The sequence below is a fragment of the Croceitalea sp. MTPC6 genome (genome assembly GCF_036985525.1).
In the GTDB taxonomy this organism is placed as follows: Bacteria; Bacteroidota; Bacteroidia; order Flavobacteriales; family Flavobacteriaceae; genus Croceitalea.
In genome coordinates this window covers 759,871-778,118 of sequence record NZ_BTGR01000001.1, presented here as the reverse complement: position 1 = coordinate 778,118, position 18,248 = coordinate 759,871, and the positions used below count along the sequence as shown (strand labels likewise).

Sequence of the window (18,248 nt, the reverse complement as noted above, 5' to 3'; positions counted from 1 at the left end):
TTATATGATTGAATAACTAAATTTTCTTTAGCAAGAACAAATAGCGTACTGCTAAAGCAAGCATTAAAGGAACGTTTAAAGGTGATAACACCTGAATTTTAAAAATCCATATAATAAGAACAACAACTAGAGATGCTAGTGCAAACCATAAATACTTGGAAAGCCAAACAGGCATTTCTTTTTTTGAAAGAAGCTTGAATGCAACAAAAAGGTTGAAAGGCATTAGCCATAAAAAATTAAAGTTCTTACCAGTAACTACGTGGTCCGTAGCTAGCCATAATAATAGAATTAACAAACCCGCAGCACCTGAAATAAAGAAGAGGACAAAATCCAACCAAGTATTATGCCCTTTGTGCTTATAATCTAAAATTGTGATGGAAATTACAAAGGCTAACAATAACATAAACCAAAATAGGGGAGATGTCAGTAAGGAGTCTTGGTCATTTCCAGAATCTTCAGGATAATTTAAAATTGTACGTGTTCTTTCTACAAGTGGCTCTCCCGCTTTTGAAGTATTTTCCAGCTGGTACATAGCATAGTATGGAAGAAACATGTGTTCCCTAAGCGTTGCTTTTCTATCCGTAACACCTCCAAAAGCTAAATCAATACCAAATGCTCCCCAAGAATTTAAGGGTAGATACTGTCTTACCATCTCTCTAAAAGTATATTTCTTTTTTAGATGGGAATCGCTAAATACAATTTGCCCCTCAAATTCTTTCTCCAATATATCCCCAACAATAGTTGAACAGTTATTGAATAATGGATCATAAAAATAATCTCTATTTTCTGGCAAGTAGTTTTCTTCTAAAAATCGGAAAAGTTGGTTTACTTCTCCATTGGTTAAGCTTAAAATCTGTTCTTTTACCCATCGTCTTTCTAATTCATAATCAAAAAGAAAATTTTCAAATCGTCTTCTTGAGAGGGAGTAAATTAATTTGCCCTTTGCAAAATTCAGATAGAAATTTGGCTTGTTAAAATCAAAAGTTCCATAGTTGTATACTACGTCAACACCCAGAGCAGCATCTTGTACCCTTATTGCCGTATGCCCAAATGAGGAAAACAATTCATTTCCGGTGGCACAGGTTAGAATACTGATTTGAGCTTTTTCTGTTAATTGTGGAGTTTGTGAAAATAACCCATGGGCTATATTCAAAACAAAAAACACTAAAAATGATTTTAATTTCATAGTGAGATATGCAATGGCAAATATCAAAATAAAAACCTGTACACGTATAAATAGCAAATAGAAAATTGGATTTTTAGCTTATTTTTACGAAAACAGATTTTACATGAAGCAACATATTCCAAACTTTATTACGTTACTCAATGTTTTTAGCGGATGTGTTGCCACTGTATTTGCTGTTTTAAATCAACTGGAATTTGCTGCTGTTTTTGTTTTTTTAGGGATTTTTTTTGATTTTTTTGATGGCTTAGCAGCTCGTTTATTGGACGTTAGAAGTGAACTGGGCGTACAATTGGACTCCTTGGCCGATATGATTACAAGTGGGTTAGTACCTGGTATCGTTATGTTTCAGTTATTAAACATGTCCAGAAGAGGTGGTTGGAATCTTGACTTATTGGGTACTCATACAGAAGTTGGGATTCTCCCGCTTTTTGGGTTTATAATTACCATGGCTTCTGCCTATAGGTTGGCAAAGTTTAATGTAGATGAAAATCAGGTGTCTTCTTTCATAGGACTCCCTACTCCCGCTAATGCACTTTTAATACTATCGCTTCCTTTGATTTTACTCTACCAAAACAATGATTTTTTGAATGAAATCATTCTGAATCAATGGTTTTTAATTGGATTAACATTGTTAAGTGCCTTTTTATTAAACTCTAGGATTGAATTGTTTTCTTTTAAGTTTAAAAACTACGGTTTTAAAGAAAATGGAATTAAATATCTATTTCTTGTCGCGAGTCTGGTTTTATTGTTGACTGTGAAGTTTTTAGCAATACCGTTGGTAATAGCCTTATATATTTTCGCATCATTGACTTCTTCTAAAAGGGTTTAACATTTTATTTTATCAAAGAACCATGCTGTTTTCAAATAAAAAAAAGGCTTTGATTGTTATAATTTTATTAGTTCTTACAAACTCTATTTGTGCCCAAAAGAATTTTTTTTTGGATAATGAGATTAAGCAAAACTTTAGCAGTTATTTTGGACTGCCTAGGGAATCTGTTTACTTACATTTAAATAAAAGCGATTATGTGGTTGGGGAGAATATATGGTTTAAGGGATATATCTACAATCGACAAAAAAGAAAGCCTTTCCTTCTTACATCTAATATACATGTGGGAATTTATGATTCAAAAGGAATACTGAAAGAAAAAAAACTTTTTTTAGCAAAAAATGGCCAAACACAGGGCATGATTGAACTCGATTCAACTTATTCTGCTGGAGAATATTACATCAAAGCTGGAACGAATTGGATGAGGAATTTTAAAGAAGATGATTCGTTTGTTCAAATGATTTCGGTACTCGATAATACCCACAAGCTTGTAAGACCAAAAAAACTATGGGATTATGATATTCAGTTTCTTCCAGAAGGTGGTCATTTGGTTGCAGGAATTAGAAATGTTTTAGGTGTTAAAGTATTAAATGGAATGGGTATGGGTGTTGAAGGAGTAACGGCTATAATTAGAAATAAAAATGGTGATTCAATCACCAAAATTGAAACAAAAAGATTTGGCCATGCTAAAGTAGAACTAACTCCTGAATTAGGTAATGAATATTACGCAGAAATAGTTTCTGGCGATAAGATTAAAAGAGAGTTTTTACTTCCAATAGCTAATGGAAGAGGAATAAACATTACCATTAGTCATATTAAAAAAGAAAGATTATTAATTGTTCTAGGAGCTAATGAATCTTTTAAGAGAGAATACTCAAATAAACTTTTTCATCTATACATCCATCGTGATGGTCTTTTGAAAAAGTTGGAGGTGACTTTTCCTGCTAATAAAAATTATACCTCTATTTTGTTGGATAAGCATGAATTAACAGATGGGGTAAACATTCTTACACTACTTGACGAAAATGGTAGACCGATGTTAGAAAGAATGCTGTTTAATATGAACGGATTGAACAAAGATAGAATAAGACTTTTTAAACTATCTTCTGATAAAGATTCAATAGCGTTTGTTTTAAAATCTATGAGTAAGAACACGGATAATAATTTTAGTGTCTCTGTACTACCGAAAAATACTAAGAGTTATAATCACGAAGACAATATTTTAAGTGCTTTTTTACTAAAACCCTATCTAAAAGGGCATATTGAAAACCCTTCATATTATTTTAGGGATTTTTCGAAAAAGAAAGAAAATGAACTCGATTTATTATTGTTGACTCAAGGATGGTCTAAGTATGAATGGCAAGATATGATGAAAAACCCACCAAAGAAAAAGTTTGCTTTTGAAAGGGGAATTTCAGCAGTTGGTACAGTAAATTCGAAATTGAGAAAAAAAAGTAAACTGATTTACTTTCAAGATGAGTTGAATAATTCTCCATTTGTTGTTGATTTACCAGACAATAAACAAAACTTTAATCTACAAAGTTATTTCGTAGAAAAAGGCACAAAACTTAGTTTTTCGTTATTTGATGGTTTTGGAGAATTAAGTAGGCCACAAATAAATTTAGTTGTTAAAGATGGGAATTTTGTGGATAGTATTGATACAGAAATAAGACAAAAAATCCATAAACTACCCAAAACTTATGAAAATTTTATTGTTAAAGACCTTTTAGTACCTGATAACACAATAAAACTTGATGAGGTAGTAGTGACCGAAAGTTATAAAAGAAGAGAATTCTCTTCTAAGACAATTTTTGATAATAAGTTGAAAAAAGTGACTAAAGCTACAACAAAAATGTATCCAAATTTTGTTGATATCGTTCGTTCAAGAGGATTTAAAGTTATTGTTTACCCGACATCACCTCCTCCTCAAGTTTCTATTTCAACAAAAATACCATTAAGCTTTGATAATAAATTTCCTCCCCCTGTTTTATATGTTGATGATGTCCAACAACCTGACTTTGACATTTTAAATGATATCGGCACGGCCAATATAGAAAGTTATTACATAGATAGGTCTGGTAATGGGGGTGCTGGCGCTGGTGGTGGAGTGATTAGAATCTATACAAAGGCAAGATATAATGACTTGGGCGGTCAGGAGTTGGATTTTTCTAATAAAAAGTTTTATGAATATATTTTTAAGAAAGGATTTGAGCCTTACAAAGAGTTTTATTCGCCTACCTATCTGACCACTCAAAACTCTTCTTTTAGGGATTATGGAGTTATTCACTGGGAATCTAATTTATCAACCCATACATCTTCAGAGGTTATTTTTAAAATACCTAAAACAGGTCTTAGTGAAGCCACTTTTTTTGTTGAAGGAATGGGGTTGGATGGCAGATTGTTTTCTGCAATAAGAACAATTAATTTAGATTAATGATGTTATCTAAAAAACGAGGGTTGTTTTAATCAGTCTGTTCGGATGATACTATTAAAAATCCAACTTCTTTTTGCGAAGCTCAAAATTCTGCCCTAAATAAACCTGGCGTACCATTTCGTCCTGTGCTAAATCTTCTGGGATACCAGCTTTTAAGATTCCACCTTCAAACATCAGATAAGAACGCTCAGTAATTGCTAAAGTTTCTTGTACGTTATGATCCGTAATTAAGATTCCTATGTTCTTGTCTTTTAACTGCGCTACAATACGCTGTATATCTTCCACAGCAACAGGGTCTACACCAGCAAAAGGCTCATCTAAAAGAATAAATTTAGGGTCAGTGGCCAATGCTCTTGCAATTTCTGTACGTCTTCGTTCACCGCCAGAAAGTAAGTCACCACGACTTTTACGAATATGCCCCAATCCAAATTCATCTATAAGGGATTCCATTTTCATGTGCTGCTCTTTTTTGGAAAGCCTGGTAGTTTGTAACACACTCAAAATATTTTTTTCAATACTCAGCTTTCTAAAAACAGAAGCTTCTTGTGCCAAATAACCTATTCCATTTTGCGCTCTTTTGTACATAGGGAAATTGGTAATTTCCATATCATCCAAATAGATATTACCACCATTTGGTTTAATAAGCCCAACAATCATATAGAAAGAAGTGGTTTTACCAGCTCCGTTTGGACCAAGAAGCCCAACAATTTCCCCTTGGTTTACTTCTAAAGAAATTCCTTTGACCACTTTTCGACCCCTATAGGACTTCATTATGTTTTCAGCGCGTAGTTTCATTAGGAGCCAAATCTAAACATAATCTGTTTTAACAAATGAGTCTTTGTGATTTTTTTATGCGTTCATATTTTCCAATTCTTCCCAGTACTCATATGCTCTTCTTAAATGGGGAATTACAATGGTGCCTCCAATTAATGTGGCTATACTTAAGGTTTCCATAACCTCATCTTTATTTGCACCTTGTTCTTTGGAGCTTTCTAAATGATATTTTACACAATCATCACAACGCATAACTGCAGATGCTACCAAGCCTAAAAGCTCTTTTGTCTTTACATCTAAAGCTCCCGGCATAAACGCATTAGTATCTAAGTTAAAGATGCGTTTAATTACTTTATTATTTTCTGATAGTAACTTATCGTTCATTTTAGCCCTGTAGGCATTGAACTCTTCTACTTTATTTGGCATTTTTTAATTCTTTTTCTTTTTTGGCTTCTCTTTTTACAACTAATTTGGAAATGTAGATACTTACCTGGTATAATAGTAATACAGGAATTGCTACTACAATTTGACTAGTAACATCTGGTGGTGTGATAACTGCCGATAGAATTAAGACAATCACCAAAGCAATTTTTCGATATTTTTTTAATACTTCTGGCGTTACCAAACCAACCTTTGTTAAAAAGAAGATAATTATGGGAAGCTCAAACATGATACCACATGCAATAACAGAAGCTCTTACATTTGCAATAAAGGAGCCAATATCTATTTCATTGGAGACTTCTTGACTAACCTGATACGTACCTAAAAAGTTTATGGAAAGGGGCGCAACCACATAGTAACCAAAAAGCACACCAAGGAAAAACAGGCAAGATGCCACAAAAATAAACCCTTTGGAATATTTTCTTTCATTATCACGAAGCCCTGGACTTATAAAACGCCAAAGTTCCCATAAAACATAGGGGAATCCAACAATAAAACCAGACCAAATAGAAGTCCAGATATGTGCAGAAAACTGACCTGCCATTGTTCTATTTTGAATAGAAAATGGTAGTTCATCTCCGCAAAATTCTGAATCAATTCCAAAAAAAGTAGCTATTCTACAAAAGAATCTGTAGGTGGGAAAATCCATTTTTTTTGGGCCAAAAATAACGGTGTCAAAAATGAAGTCCTTCATTACAAAAGCAACACAGCCTATAATAACAATAGCCAAGGTAGACCTAATCAAGTGCCATCTTAGTTCTTCTAAATGGTCCAAAAAAGACATTTCATCTGGACTCTTTGTAACCTTTGCCATTATAAAATACCTTCTTTTATGAGATTATGAATATGTACCACACCTGCATATTCTTGGTCTTTTAGTACTAAAAGTTGCGATATGCCTAAATCTTGCATAGTTTCTAGAGCTTTTACAGCTAATACATCCGCTTCAATAATTTTTGGGTTGGAAGTCATGATGTCTTTTGCGGTAAGACCACCTATATTTTCATATTTGTTAAGCATTCTCCGAATATCACCATCAGTCACCACTCCTACTACCTTATTGTTTTCAATAACAGCAGTTACACCTAACATTTTCTCTGAGATTTCGACAATTACTCTCTTAACATCAGCATTAATATCTACCTCTGGTTTAAGGTTGGTCCCAACAATATCATCAACTCTCAGATATAATTTTTTGCCTAAAGAACCACCAGGATGGTATTTGGCAAAATCAGAACTGCTAAAACCCCTTAATTCCAATAGGGAAATAGCCAAAGCGTCACCCATAACCAATTGAGCAGTTGTACTGGTTGTTGGTGCAAGGTTATTTGGACAAGCTTCCTTATGGACAAATGTATTAAGTACAAAATCTGCTTGTTTGGCAAGTACAGATTCCATATTCCCGGTAATACCTATTAATTTATTATTTCCTCTTTTGATAAGAGGAATCAACATTTTTATTTCTTCCGTATTTCCACTTTTAGAAATACAAATAACAACATCATCCTTAAGCACAGTGCCTAAATCACCATGTATGGCATCAGCAGCATGCATGAAAATTGCAGGAGTTCCGGTCGAATTAAATGTTGCAGAGATTTTAGTGGCAATTATTGCACTCTTGCCTACACCAGAAACAATAACCCTTCCTTTAGACTCTAGAATACATTTTGTAGCTTCTTCAAAATGAGAGTCAAGTTGTGAAATCAAATTTTTGATTGCGTCAGCTTCGTTTTCAATTGTTCTCTTTGCAATCGATAAAATTGACTTGTTGTTTTTCAAGGTAATATTGGGCTTATCTAATTGTATTACTCAAAGAATATCTTATCTTTAAGAATACAAAATTAAACAAACTATATTTTATAAATCGTGATGTAGGGGGCAATTATGAATCCTGCAATTAGAATTCTTTAAAAACATATAGCCTTTTAAGTCTGTACATTAATTGGCCGATTTGACAAATATTGGAACCCTCGTAATGAGTCTCACAACTTTGGATTTACATTCTTCATTAAAAAAATATTTTGGTTTTTCTCAATTTAAGGGATTACAGGAACAGGTAATTCAGAACATTCTAGCTCAGAAAGATACTTTTGTCATCATGCCAACTGGTGGTGGGAAATCTTTATGTTATCAGCTCCCCGCCTTGATGCAAGATGGCACTGCAATTGTGGTTTCTCCTTTAATTGCATTGATGAAGAACCAAGTGGATGCTATAAGAGGGGTTTCTTCGCAACATGGCATAGCTCACGTTTTAAATTCTTCGCTGACAAAAACTGAGGTTAGACAAGTGATGGAAGATATGACCAATGGTGTAACAAAGCTACTCTATGTTGCACCAGAGTCATTGACCAAAGCAGAATACGTAGAATTTTTAAGAACAGTAAAAATTTCCTTTGTTGCAGTAGATGAAGCACATTGTATTTCTGAATGGGGGCATGACTTTAGACCGGAGTACCGGAATCTAAAAAGCATAATTGACCGTTTGGGAGAAAACATTCCAATCATAGGACTGACTGCTACGGCAACTCCCAAGGTTCAGGAAGATATTATTAAGAATTTAGGCATGACAAATGCTAAAGTTTTTAAAGCGTCGTTTAACAGGCCTAATCTGTTTTATGAAGTACGCCCTAAAACAGCTAATGTAGATGCAGATATTATCCGTTTCGTAAAACAAAATCAAGGTAAGTCGGGTATCGTCTACTGCTTAAGCCGTAAACGTGTTGAAGAATTAGCACAGACACTTCAAGTAAATGGTGTTAGTGCAGTTCCATATCACGCTGGTTTTGATGCTAAAACACGCTCTAAATATCAAGATATGTTTTTGATGGAAGACGTGGATGTGGTTGTTGCCACAATTGCATTTGGTATGGGCATTGATAAACCTGATGTGCGTTTTGTGATTCATCATGACATTCCCAAGAGTATTGAAAGTTATTATCAAGAAACTGGAAGGGCAGGTCGCGATGGAGGAGAAGGGCATTGTCTTGCATTTTATGCATACAAGGATGTGGAAAAGTTGGAAAAGTTCATGTCCGGAAAACCAGTTGCAGAACAAGAAATAGGTAATGCTTTATTACAAGAAATTGTAGCCTATGCAGAGACTTCAATGTCTAGAAGAAAATTTATCCTTCATTATTTTGGTGAGGAATATGATGGCGAGAATGGTGAAGGAGCGGATATGGATGATAATGCCCGTAATCCCAAGAAAAAAGAAGAAGCCAAAAGTGAGGTGACCAAACTGTTGAGTGTGGTGAAGGGAACCAATGAAAAGTTTAAGACCAAGGAGATTGTAAAGGCTTTGGTAGGTAAAACCAATGCATTGATTTCTTCCCATAAAACAGATGAAAAAGAGTTTTTTGGTTGTGGTGCTGATAAAGATGAAAACTATTGGATGGCATTAACACGCCAAGTATTGGTTGCAGGACTTTTAAAAAAGGAAATTGAACAATATGGAGTACTTCACGTAACGGATTCTGGGGACGTATTTTTAAAGCAACCAGTATCTTTTATGATGACACAAGACCATGTGTATAGTGAAGAGAATAATGATGCCATTGTGACCGCAGCTAAGTCCAGTGGTGCTGTGGCAGATGAAAACCTCCTAAAGCTCTTGAAAGACCTAAGGAAGCGAGAAGCTAAAAAACATGAAGTCCCCCCATTTGTGGTTTTTCAAGACCCATCACTGGACGATATGGCCTTGAAGTATCCAATTTCCATGGAAGAACTTTTAAATATTCACGGGGTAGGCGAGGGTAAAGCAAAAAAGTATGGAAAGCCATTTTTGTCCCTTATAGATAGTTATGTTGAAGAGAACGAAATTACACGACCAGACGATTTGGTCGTAAAAAGTACGGGCGCTAATTCTGGTCTAAAACTTTATATAATTCAAAATGTAGATAGAAAGCTCCCCTTGGATGATATTGCCGCAGCAAAAGGTCTAGAGATTCCGCAGCTTATCAAAGAAATGGAGCAGATAGTATTTAGCGGCACAAAATTAAACCTAGCCTATTGGGTCGATGAAGTTTTAGATGAAGATCAGCAAGAAGAAATCCATGATTATTTTCTAGAAGCAGAATCTGATTCTATTGATGATGCTATAGAAGAATTTGAAGGCGAGTACGAAGACGAAGAATTAAGGTTATACCGCCTCAAATTTATAAATGAGGTAGCCAATTAATAAAAAAGACGAAGTGAAGACTTCGTCTTTTTTATTGTTTAATACTACATTAATAATTATTAAACTCTCCTGATGATACCATTGCTATTATAACTCCAAAGTAAATAATGATTAGAACTAAGGAAATCAGCGAAAGAGCCAAACCTATGTAGGATAATATCCTACCTGTTTTTACATTGCTGTAGTCTGTGTACTGGTCAGGATTTTCATTATATATTCTTTCAGCTGTTTTTGCTTTTGAAAGCCCTATGATACTAAAAATAGCAGCAAAGGGACCACAACAAACGAGCGACCCTACAATAGAGATAATGCCCAAGGTCATTACAGTACTTGCACCTGGCAAAGGTTGTTGATTCATATCATAAATATTAAAAAATTATAAAAAAACAGGCCCAATTTTTATTTGAGCCTGTAACCCTAGTAAAATTACAAAGTTTATTGTCCAAACAATTCTTCCATTGCTTCTCTTAAAGCATCTGGGTCCTGCATTGTCTCCCAACCAAAAGTGCTATAAATCCATATGATGTAAATTATGAATAAAATATTCAGCACAATACCAATAATTGCGAGTATTCGACCAGTTTTAACATTACTGAATCCAGTATAAAGCTCTGGACTTTCTTTGTATAGCGTCGTTGCTTTACCAGCCAAAACTATTGCGATTATACCAAAAATTAAGCCTATGATACCGTAGCAGCAACATGTAACTATTGATATTATACCAAATACGAGTATTAACGTTGAGTTTGGTAATTTTTGTTGTTCCATAATTAAAATATTTAGTTTAAAAGGTTATTCATTTTTAATATATAACTAATGACAATGATTACTACGTTAGCTATAAGAAGTCCAACTTTTATAGGGAATGCATTTTTGAATTTAAATATAAGATTACTACCCAAAAAAATGAGCAATAAAAATAAAGTATATATAGCTGGATACATTTGAAATGCAGCTACAAATTCTCCCTTAAAAAGCAATAAAACTGATCTTTGGAGCCCACATCCGGGACAATCTATGCCAAATAACTGTTTGTTTAAGCAGGGTAACATGTAGTCTTTAGCTGCTAAAAAGTATATGGCTATTTGATTGGTCATCCAAATTATGGCTATTAGAGCTCAAAATACTATTATTTTTGAAAATGGAATTGCCCATACTACTTATTTTTTCAAAAATCGATTATGAATACTTTTAAAATTGGAGATAGAATCGAAGTTTTAGATGAAGCAATAAAAGGTAAAGTCATAAAAGTTACTTCACCACTTATCAAAATACAAACTGATCATGGTTTTGAAATGGAGTTTCAGCCATCAGAGTTATTGCTGATTGGAGGGGAAATAGAAGTCACAAACTTTGAGGTTGCTCAAATCAAAAACAAAAAAGATGTTCCAAATAAGAATAAAAAAGCAGTTATAAAACCAAAAAATCGCAATGCTCCAAAAATGGAAGTGGATCTCCATATTAATCAATTAACGAATTCCATAAAAGGAATGAGTAATTATGATATGCTTAATCTACAACTGGAAACCGCAAAGCGACAATTAGAATTTGCCATGCGAAAACGTATTCAAAAAGTGGTGTTTATCCATGGGGTAGGGGAAGGTGTTTTAAAAGAGGAACTTATATACCTTTTTAATAGGTATGAAACTGTAAAATATTACGATGCAGAATACAAAAAATATGGATTAGGTGCTACTGAGGTCTATATTTATCAAACTCTTTAGTTGGAAGGGATATTTAACTCCCCAAATTCGTTTATAGAAAGATCGGTAATACGTTCTCCATTACTGTTTATTAACGTAATACCACTTAATTCAATAATGTGATTTATAGCAGTGGAATCAGAATTTGCAATTGATTTGATAATAACCAAGCCTTCTTGAGCATCAATTTCTTCAATTACTGTAGGAGTAGAAGGAGGAATGTCGTCACAGAAATAACTGCTTGATACATTATCAGAAAAAATGCGATAGGTTAGTTGCGATTGACTAGGTATTGTGCTTTCAGTTGTGGTAGTATCTGTTACCGAATTTCCATTATTTAAATCACCACTTGGTAAATCTAAAATGAGCGCTTCATCGCCATTTATTTTAAAGAAAATTTCTGTGCTTGAGTTCAAGGTGCCGCAATTTTGTACGTTTACACTATCAAAATCCAAAGTTTCAATTTGTAGGTCACCATCGCTGCAAGCCAAGAAAACAATGGAGAAGATTAAAAAAATATTTCTTTTCATTGTTCAAATTTAATCGAATTCAATTTTAATAATATATGTTTACCGATGTTTTTAATTTAATTAACTATTTGAATTAGTTAATATAGTTAACTATTTTTGTGCATCACTAGAATCCTCTTATGGAAAAAGTATATTTAGATAATGCGGCAACAACGCAGGTAAGGGAAGAAGTAATCTCAAAGATGCAAGATGCATTGTGCTGTTTTTATGGTAATCCATCTTCAACACATAGTTTTGGAAGATCTGCCAAGACTGGTATTGAAAAAGCAAGGAAGACCATTGCAAAATATTTAAATGCTCATCCTTCAGAGATTATTTTTACCTCGGGCGGAACAGAGGCTGATAACATGATTTTAAGGTGTGCAGTACGTGATTTAGGGGTCAAGACCATTATTACTTCCAGAATTGAACATCATGCCGTTTTATATACTGCTGAGGAGCTTGAAAAAGATAATGGAATTGCATTGTTGTTTGTGGATTTGGATTCTGATGGAAATATTAAAACTGACCATTTAGAGCAACTGCTTAAAAAAGATGATTCTAAAAAACTAGTGAGTTTAATGCATGTTAACAATGAAATAGGCAATTTGTTGGATATTGATAACGTAGCAAAACTCTGTAAAGAAAACAATGCATTATTCCATTCAGACACAGTGCAATCTGTAGGTCATTTTGAATGGAATCTCCAAAACACACAAGTTGATTTCTTGACTGCAGCAGCACATAAATTCCATGGGCCAAAAGGAATTGGTTTTGCTTTTATCAGAAAGAATTCTGGGCTTAGACCGCTTATTTTTGGGGGAGCGCAAGAACGTGGTTTTAGGGCGGGTACCGAACCTTTTCATAACATTATTGGTTTAGAACAAGCGTTTATTGCTGCGTATGATAACCTAGACGCAGAAAAGAAATATGTTAGTGGTTTAAAACAATATTTCATCAAGAGAATCAAACAGGAAATACCTAACGCAAAATTCAACGGACTATCCGGCAGTATGGATGATAGTACTTATACCCTAGTTAATGTTTGCTTGCCTTTTGACAATGAAAAAGCAATGATGTTGCTTTTTCATTTGGACCTTAAAGGTATTGCATGTTCAAAGGGGAGTGCATGTCAGTCTGGAAGTACAAAAGGTTCACACGTGCTCACTCAAATTCTTTCAGATGATGACTTGGATAAACCTTCGTTAAGGTTTTCGTTTTCAAAGTATAACACTAAAGAGGAGCTAGATTATACGATAGACGTATTAAAAGAGTTTTCCGCTAGTTAATTTTTACGTTTTTTTCGCTTTTTTTCTTTATCGTATGGAAATTTTCGAGAAGCTAATTTCATCATTCGGTCAATAAGTTCAGTAGTATTTTTTCCGGTTTTTTTAGTGATTTCTTTTTCATACTTCCATAATAATTTCCCAGTGGAACCATCACTTATTTTAACTCCAATACGCCCATAATTAGCATCACCACTGAAATAATCTAAAAAATTAAATTCTGTTGGTACTCCTTTAGAAAGTAATATGTTCAAATCCAGATTTCCACTAATTACACCATCAACCCCTAAAATATCCGATAACTGTTTTACTGTGTAAATATCAATATTCTCATAAGTAATATTATTTTGTGCTAGAATAGCGTTGGTGTTTTTTATATTTTGAAACTCAACATTAAATTTTTTGCGTTTTTTTCTCCTGGAAAAATAGGTTTCAAATGCATCTTGTACAGCATATCCTTCTCTTTCCGCTAATTTAATTTTCTCCTCTTTAGAAAGTTTTTGTTCCAGTTCTAACTTTGCCAAAAACGGTACTATTGCTAAAACTTCGTGGTCTTGGCTTAACTCGTCAAACCTACTGTTCTCGTAAATATTCTTTTGTGAATAGCTTTGCACCCACAGTATAATCGATAAAAAAAAGAAAGTTTTTTTCATAACTATTTTAAAAACGCATATTGAATTTAAGATTCAAAATACGTGAGGTCAAAAAATTTGGCACGGCAAACTGCTGTTGGGTGTCCGCGTCCCTTACCCATGTATTGGTGATGGAATTTTGATTATTGAATAGATTAAATATCTCAAACCCCATGCTTAATTCTTTGAACTTATGCAACCAATGCCCTTCTGGATGGGTATTTGTATTATCCACAAAAATATATGAAATTCCTAAATCTGCCCTTCTATAATCTCTTAATCTATTCTGAAAATTATAAGGGTCAGCATTATTTGGAGACCCACCGGGCACACCCGTATTATAGACCAAATTCAGGTATAATTTAAGGTTTGGTATAGTAGGCATGTAATCTTGAAACAACAAACCAAACTTAAAACGCTGATCGGTTGGTCTAGAAATGTAACCACGATTATCAATATTTTCTTCCGTACGTAAATAACCCAAACTTAACCATGACTCTGCGCCTGGCACAAATGCTCCATTTAAACGAAAATCAAAACCATAGGCGAAGGCTTCTGCATTATTATTGGCGCTGTAACGCAATCTTACATCTTCAATAGTAAATGTGTTAACATCGGTCAAATTTTTATAATATACCTCGCTAATTAAAGTAAATGGTCGATTGGATATATTGAAACTATATTCATGTCCAAACACATAATGAATGGATTTTTGAGCTTTAACATTAGAATTTACTTGCCCATTAATATCTCTTAACTCCCTATAGAACGGGGGTTGTTGGTAATTGCCCAGTGCTAATCTAAACAGCATATCTTTTTTCCAGTTAGGTTTGATTGCAAACTGGGCACGAGGACTAAAAATAAACTGATTGCTTTTTGGGGAATTGTCAGGTTTTATAGTGTATTGCTGAGCCCTTACTCCAACATTATAATAAATGTCATTCCCTTTCCATTTTCCTTGACCACTGTATTGAAAGAACCCAGACAGTCTATTTGTTTTAACAAAATTTGTAGCTCTAGCACTTTCAAAAGAAATAATATCTCCTTCAAAAGGCTCTTCAGGCTGGTTGTTTATTACTGGAGGTTCCGATGGGCGAATAAAAAAACCTGCTGAATCTATAAATTCTGATTCTCGTAATTGATCTCTAAAATCCTCATGCGTAAATTTCAGTCCCCATTCTAACGAAACATTACTTTTTTTGACTCGTCCTCTATGGGCAATATTTAAAATTAAAGCGTCAAGTTGATTTCTTGCCCTATTCTGTTGTGCACCTATACCTCTTGAGTTTGTTGCTTCCCCTATGTTTTCACCCCCTAAATTAGTATCTACATTACCAAGCTCATATCTGGCTATAATATCTGAAAATTCTTCTTCTAAAGTATGGTAGATGGAAGTTGTAAACTCAAGTTTTGTTTTATCGTTTACTAAATAATTCGCTTTTAAAGCACCAAATTCGGTTTGATAACGACTATTTTCTTGGCCTTCATAAAATACCAATAAAGCTCTTGGTTCTGCAATTGTACCAAAATTTGTCTGTCTGTTTAAAGGTTTGTTCTCGTAGTTATTTACTCCCAAATTACCTAAAAAGTTTAGTTTAAATTTCTCTGAAAATCTATAATTGAGGTATGTCTGTACATCTATAAAGGTGGGGTTTACATTGGTTTGAGTTTGTTGACTGTTAATAAATAAACTATTGTCTCTAAAGCGTGCCCCAGTTAAACTGGTAAAATTTTTGTCTTTTGAAATTGTTTCTAAAGAAACGTTTGCGCCTAGAAGACTACCTGCTACTTGAAGTGAAAAAGTAGTAGGAACCTTATAAGTGATATCTAAAACAGAAGACAGTTTATCACCATATTTAGCTTGGAAACCACCAGCTGAAAACTTTAAATCTTCAACAAGATCACTATTTATAAAGCTTAGGCCTTCTTGTTGCGCGGAGCGGATTAAGAAAGGGCGGTAAACCTCAATCCCATTTACGTAGACCAAATTTTCATCAAAACTGCCACCCCTAACATTATACTGGGTACTAAGTTCATTGTTAAAACTTACTCCGGGCAGTAACTTTAATACATTTTCTACCCCTGTATTAACCCCAGGTATTTTTCTCACTAGCTCCGGAGATACCGTTACAATACCCTCAACATTTTTTCTACCTGAAGGTGAGACAATAATTTCAGCCATCTGTATAGTGCCTGTCTTCATTATTGGGTTAAATTCAAAAGTTTCGTTGGTGGTCAATATTATCTTTTGAAGAATAATATTTTTATGACCAATGTGGGAGAAGGTTATAGTGTTCTCTTGGTCTGCAACTATTTGTAAAATATAAGCACCGTTTGTATCAGTAGTAGTGCCAGCATTTATTGAGGTTATGTTTACGCCTGTAATTGGATTGCTGTTTTCATCAAGGACAATCCCCGAAATAGTTGCTGTTTGGGAAACAGCAGCTGAGAATATGAATAGAAATGCAAAAAATAGCGATTTTGCTAGGCTCAAAACATTATTTTCTGAAAAAAGTATGTTCAAAGGTAGTTGAATTACCTACATTATCGGTCACAACAACTTTTAAATCACATTGTGTCTTTCCAGCTATTTTATCATCAAAATTATAGGTGATAGTTTTTGTTTTAGGTTCGTACTCCATTAAAATCCATTCACCATTTAAAGTAGCATCATAGGTTTTTATACCACTTAAGTCATCTGAAATACTTAAGCTGAGATACCGATAGTTGCTCAACCACTGTTTTTCTTTAAAGTTTCTTGGCTTCACAGTTGGGGCAATAGTATCCTTAGATAGGGTATAAGTACCGAACGTTTTGCTGCGTGCAGAGAACGTATTGTTTCTTTTGTACGTTTTATAATGTCTTGGTTCCATTTTTTTATCCAGCCTTGCTATAAACAATTGCTTTTGCTCTGGTTTAGAATATTTGGAGACATCAAAAGTTAGTGTAAAATTACGATGCGCAGCTATGGTTTCATTATGTATGGTAACCGTATCCGTGCCTTTTTTTAAATCGATATAAAAGTCTGTATAGAATGTACTTTGGGGAAAGTAAACTTTAGCAGCATCCAAGTCAAAACTATTTGGTTTGTTTGCCTTTATAAAATAATCGGTCTTTGCATTTTCTTTTTCAATCTTTAGTTCGGTTTTTTTACCCTCAACAGGAATTACCACTTTAATGTCATTTCCTTTTATGTCAGAAATCAAAAGCTCCACGTTATAACTTAGTCCTTCAACTACTGGAATTTTACCATCTAAATGCAAAGAGTTGTATATGTTTAATTTGTTGGATTCATCTTTGAAGCACTTCTGGATACGTTGCCTGTATTTGCCAAAATGGGCATAATCTATTAGGGTGTTTATGTATCTAGTTTCACCAAAAGAAAAGGTTTCAAAATCGTATTCTGAATATACTTTGCCATTTACCGTTTGTTTTACGGAATAGACTCCATTTTTATTAGCGGCAAGGTCCTGCCGATCAAAACCATTAAATCCAAAGCCAATAGTACCGAATGCTGTTACTTTGTCAGCTAAAAAGGAACCATCTTTTTGTTGCGTAAAGTTTAGCTGTGTTTTTTTTGCACTTTTATTTATTTGGGCACCTTCAGATAGTGGATATCCAAAAAGACCCACTAGTGTCGGGTTTGTAGCGTCTCTAACCTCATATCCGTAAAGTAAAGGATTGGTTGGTTTTTCTGTGACGCTGCTCCTAATTTCAAAATGCAAATGGGGTCCGCTGGAACCCCCAGTATTACCTGAATAGGCAATAATCTCTTCTTTTTTTACTTCGAGCTCCCCATAATCGGGAAACACTTCTACCTCATAAGTTTTTTTCCGATATTGCTCTTTCTTGATGTACTCCTCTATTTCCGGACTAAACTTTTTAAGATGCGCGTAAACAGAAGTAAATCCATTTGGATGGGCTATGTACAATGCTTTACCATATCCCCACAAAGAAACTTTTATGCGAGTAACGGTCCCATCTTGTATGGCATAAATAGGCAAGCCTTGCCTCTTCTGAGTTTTAATATCTATTCCTGAATGGAAATGATTTGACCGCAGTTCCCCAAATGTGCCAGATAGGATCAAAGGAATATCGAGCGGAGAACGAAAGCTGTCTTTTGGATATTTTTCTTGACAAATTAAGATGGAAATACTGAAAAGAAATACACTAGTAACAAGCGTGCGCATAGTAAAAGTAAAGATTTGTATGCTAAAGTAACCATTAACTGGCAGATGAAAAAAACAGGAATATAAATGAACAGGGTTTTAAAGTTAAGC

The 18,248-nt window shown here is 34.2% G+C and carries 17 protein-coding genes; 5 read left to right on the top strand and 12 right to left on the bottom strand.

Annotated elements, in window-relative coordinates:
* Positions 1–16: 16 nt before the first annotated feature.
* Positions 17–1,186, bottom strand: a complete 1,170-nt coding sequence (locus AACP56_RS03630) for a lipoprotein N-acyltransferase Lnb domain-containing protein (RefSeq protein WP_339333327.1) — start codon at positions 1,184–1,186, stop codon at positions 17–19.
* A gap of 103 nt (positions 1,187–1,289) precedes the next feature.
* Here AACP56_RS03630 and AACP56_RS03625 point away from each other — a divergent pair, with 103 nt between their 5' ends.
* Complete coding sequence (locus AACP56_RS03625) at positions 1,290–2,015, top strand: CDP-alcohol phosphatidyltransferase family protein (RefSeq protein WP_339333329.1); 726 nt, start codon at positions 1,290–1,292, stop codon at positions 2,013–2,015.
* Between the two features lie 544 nt (positions 2,016–2,559).
* On the top strand, positions 2,560–4,446 hold the full coding sequence (locus tag AACP56_RS03620; protein WP_339333331.1) for a hypothetical protein: 1,887 nt from the start codon (positions 2,560–2,562) through the stop codon (positions 4,444–4,446).
* A gap of 54 nt (positions 4,447–4,500) precedes the next feature.
* Here the strand turns inward: AACP56_RS03620 and lptB are convergent, their stop codons facing one another.
* Genes lptB through AACP56_RS03600 form a run of 4 tightly spaced genes read right to left on the bottom strand, consistent with a single transcriptional unit; the run spans position 4,501 to position 7,440 of the window.
* Positions 4,501–5,241: an LPS export ABC transporter ATP-binding protein gene (gene lptB, locus AACP56_RS03615; protein WP_339333334.1), complete on the bottom strand. Its 741-nt coding sequence runs from the start codon at positions 5,239–5,241 to the stop codon at positions 4,501–4,503.
* A 54-nt stretch (positions 5,242–5,295) separates the two neighbouring features.
* Entirely contained in the window at positions 5,296–5,646 is a 351-nt protein-coding gene (locus tag AACP56_RS03610; RefSeq protein WP_339333336.1) for a carboxymuconolactone decarboxylase family protein, read from the bottom strand.
* On the bottom strand, positions 5,636–6,475 hold the full coding sequence (gene tatC, locus AACP56_RS03605; protein ID WP_339333338.1) for a twin-arginine translocase subunit TatC: 840 nt from the start codon (positions 6,473–6,475) through the stop codon (positions 5,636–5,638). The genes AACP56_RS03610 and tatC overlap by 11 nt, the downstream gene beginning before the upstream one ends.
* Positions 6,475–7,440: a KpsF/GutQ family sugar-phosphate isomerase gene (locus tag AACP56_RS03600; protein ID WP_339333340.1), complete on the bottom strand. Its 966-nt coding sequence runs from the start codon at positions 7,438–7,440 to the stop codon at positions 6,475–6,477. Before AACP56_RS03600 ends, tatC begins: the two co-directional genes overlap by 1 nt.
* Positions 7,441–7,636: 196 nt before the next feature.
* On the opposite strand from AACP56_RS03600, the gene recQ reads away from it, so the two are divergent.
* Positions 7,637–9,838, top strand: a complete 2,202-nt coding sequence (gene recQ / locus AACP56_RS03595) for a DNA helicase RecQ (protein ID WP_339333342.1) — start codon at positions 7,637–7,639, stop codon at positions 9,836–9,838.
* 49 nt (positions 9,839–9,887) lie between these two features.
* Here recQ and AACP56_RS03590 read toward each other — a convergent pair whose 3' ends face one another.
* The 3 genes from AACP56_RS03590 to AACP56_RS03580 all read right to left on the bottom strand — a co-directional run bounded on the left by AACP56_RS03590 (position 9,888) and on the right by AACP56_RS03580 (position 10,890).
* The gene (locus tag AACP56_RS03590; protein WP_339333344.1) at positions 9,888–10,196 is read right to left on the bottom strand and encodes a CCC motif membrane protein; all 309 of its coding nucleotides are present in this window, start codon (positions 10,194–10,196) and stop codon (positions 9,888–9,890) included.
* Positions 10,197–10,273: 77 nt separating this feature from the next.
* Positions 10,274–10,606 carry a CCC motif membrane protein gene (locus AACP56_RS03585; RefSeq protein ID WP_339333347.1) on the bottom strand — a complete coding sequence of 111 codons (333 nt, stop codon included), beginning with the start codon at positions 10,604–10,606 and terminating at the stop codon, positions 10,274–10,276.
* An 11-nt stretch (positions 10,607–10,617) separates the two neighbouring features.
* Positions 10,618–10,890 (bottom strand): DUF2752 domain-containing protein, encoded by a 273-nt coding sequence (locus AACP56_RS03580; RefSeq protein WP_339339835.1) that lies wholly within the window; start codon positions 10,888–10,890, stop codon positions 10,618–10,620.
* Between the two features lie 129 nt (positions 10,891–11,019).
* Here AACP56_RS03580 and AACP56_RS03575 point away from each other — a divergent pair, with 129 nt between their 5' ends.
* Positions 11,020–11,562: a Smr/MutS family protein gene (locus AACP56_RS03575; RefSeq protein WP_339333351.1), complete on the top strand. Its 543-nt coding sequence runs from the start codon at positions 11,020–11,022 to the stop codon at positions 11,560–11,562.
* Here AACP56_RS03575 and AACP56_RS03570 read toward each other — a convergent pair.
* The gene (locus AACP56_RS03570; protein ID WP_339333353.1) at positions 11,559–12,071 is read right to left on the bottom strand and encodes a hypothetical protein; all 513 of its coding nucleotides are present in this window, start codon (positions 12,069–12,071) and stop codon (positions 11,559–11,561) included. The two genes, AACP56_RS03575 and AACP56_RS03570, sit on opposite strands and share 4 nt — an antisense overlap.
* A 119-nt stretch (positions 12,072–12,190) precedes the next feature.
* On the opposite strand from AACP56_RS03570, the gene AACP56_RS03565 reads away from it, so the two are divergent.
* A complete protein-coding gene (locus AACP56_RS03565; protein WP_339333355.1) occupies positions 12,191–13,339 on the top strand; it encodes a cysteine desulfurase family protein in 1,149 nt (382 codons plus the stop codon).
* Here AACP56_RS03565 and AACP56_RS03560 read toward each other — a convergent pair.
* The 3 genes from AACP56_RS03560 to AACP56_RS03550 form a co-directional block, all read right to left on the bottom strand.
* Positions 13,336–13,860, bottom strand: a complete 525-nt coding sequence (locus tag AACP56_RS03560) for a hypothetical protein (protein ID WP_445227691.1) — start codon at positions 13,858–13,860, stop codon at positions 13,336–13,338. The two genes, AACP56_RS03565 and AACP56_RS03560, sit on opposite strands and share 4 nt — an antisense overlap.
* A 136-nt stretch (positions 13,861–13,996) precedes the next feature.
* Positions 13,997–16,486, bottom strand: a complete 2,490-nt coding sequence (locus tag AACP56_RS03555) for a TonB-dependent receptor (RefSeq protein ID WP_445227694.1) — start codon at positions 16,484–16,486, stop codon at positions 13,997–13,999.
* Entirely contained in the window at positions 16,467–18,158 is a 1,692-nt protein-coding gene (locus AACP56_RS03550) for a M23 family metallopeptidase (protein WP_339333359.1), read from the bottom strand. Before AACP56_RS03550 ends, AACP56_RS03555 begins: the two co-directional genes overlap by 20 nt.
* Positions 18,159–18,248 lie beyond the last annotated feature (90 nt).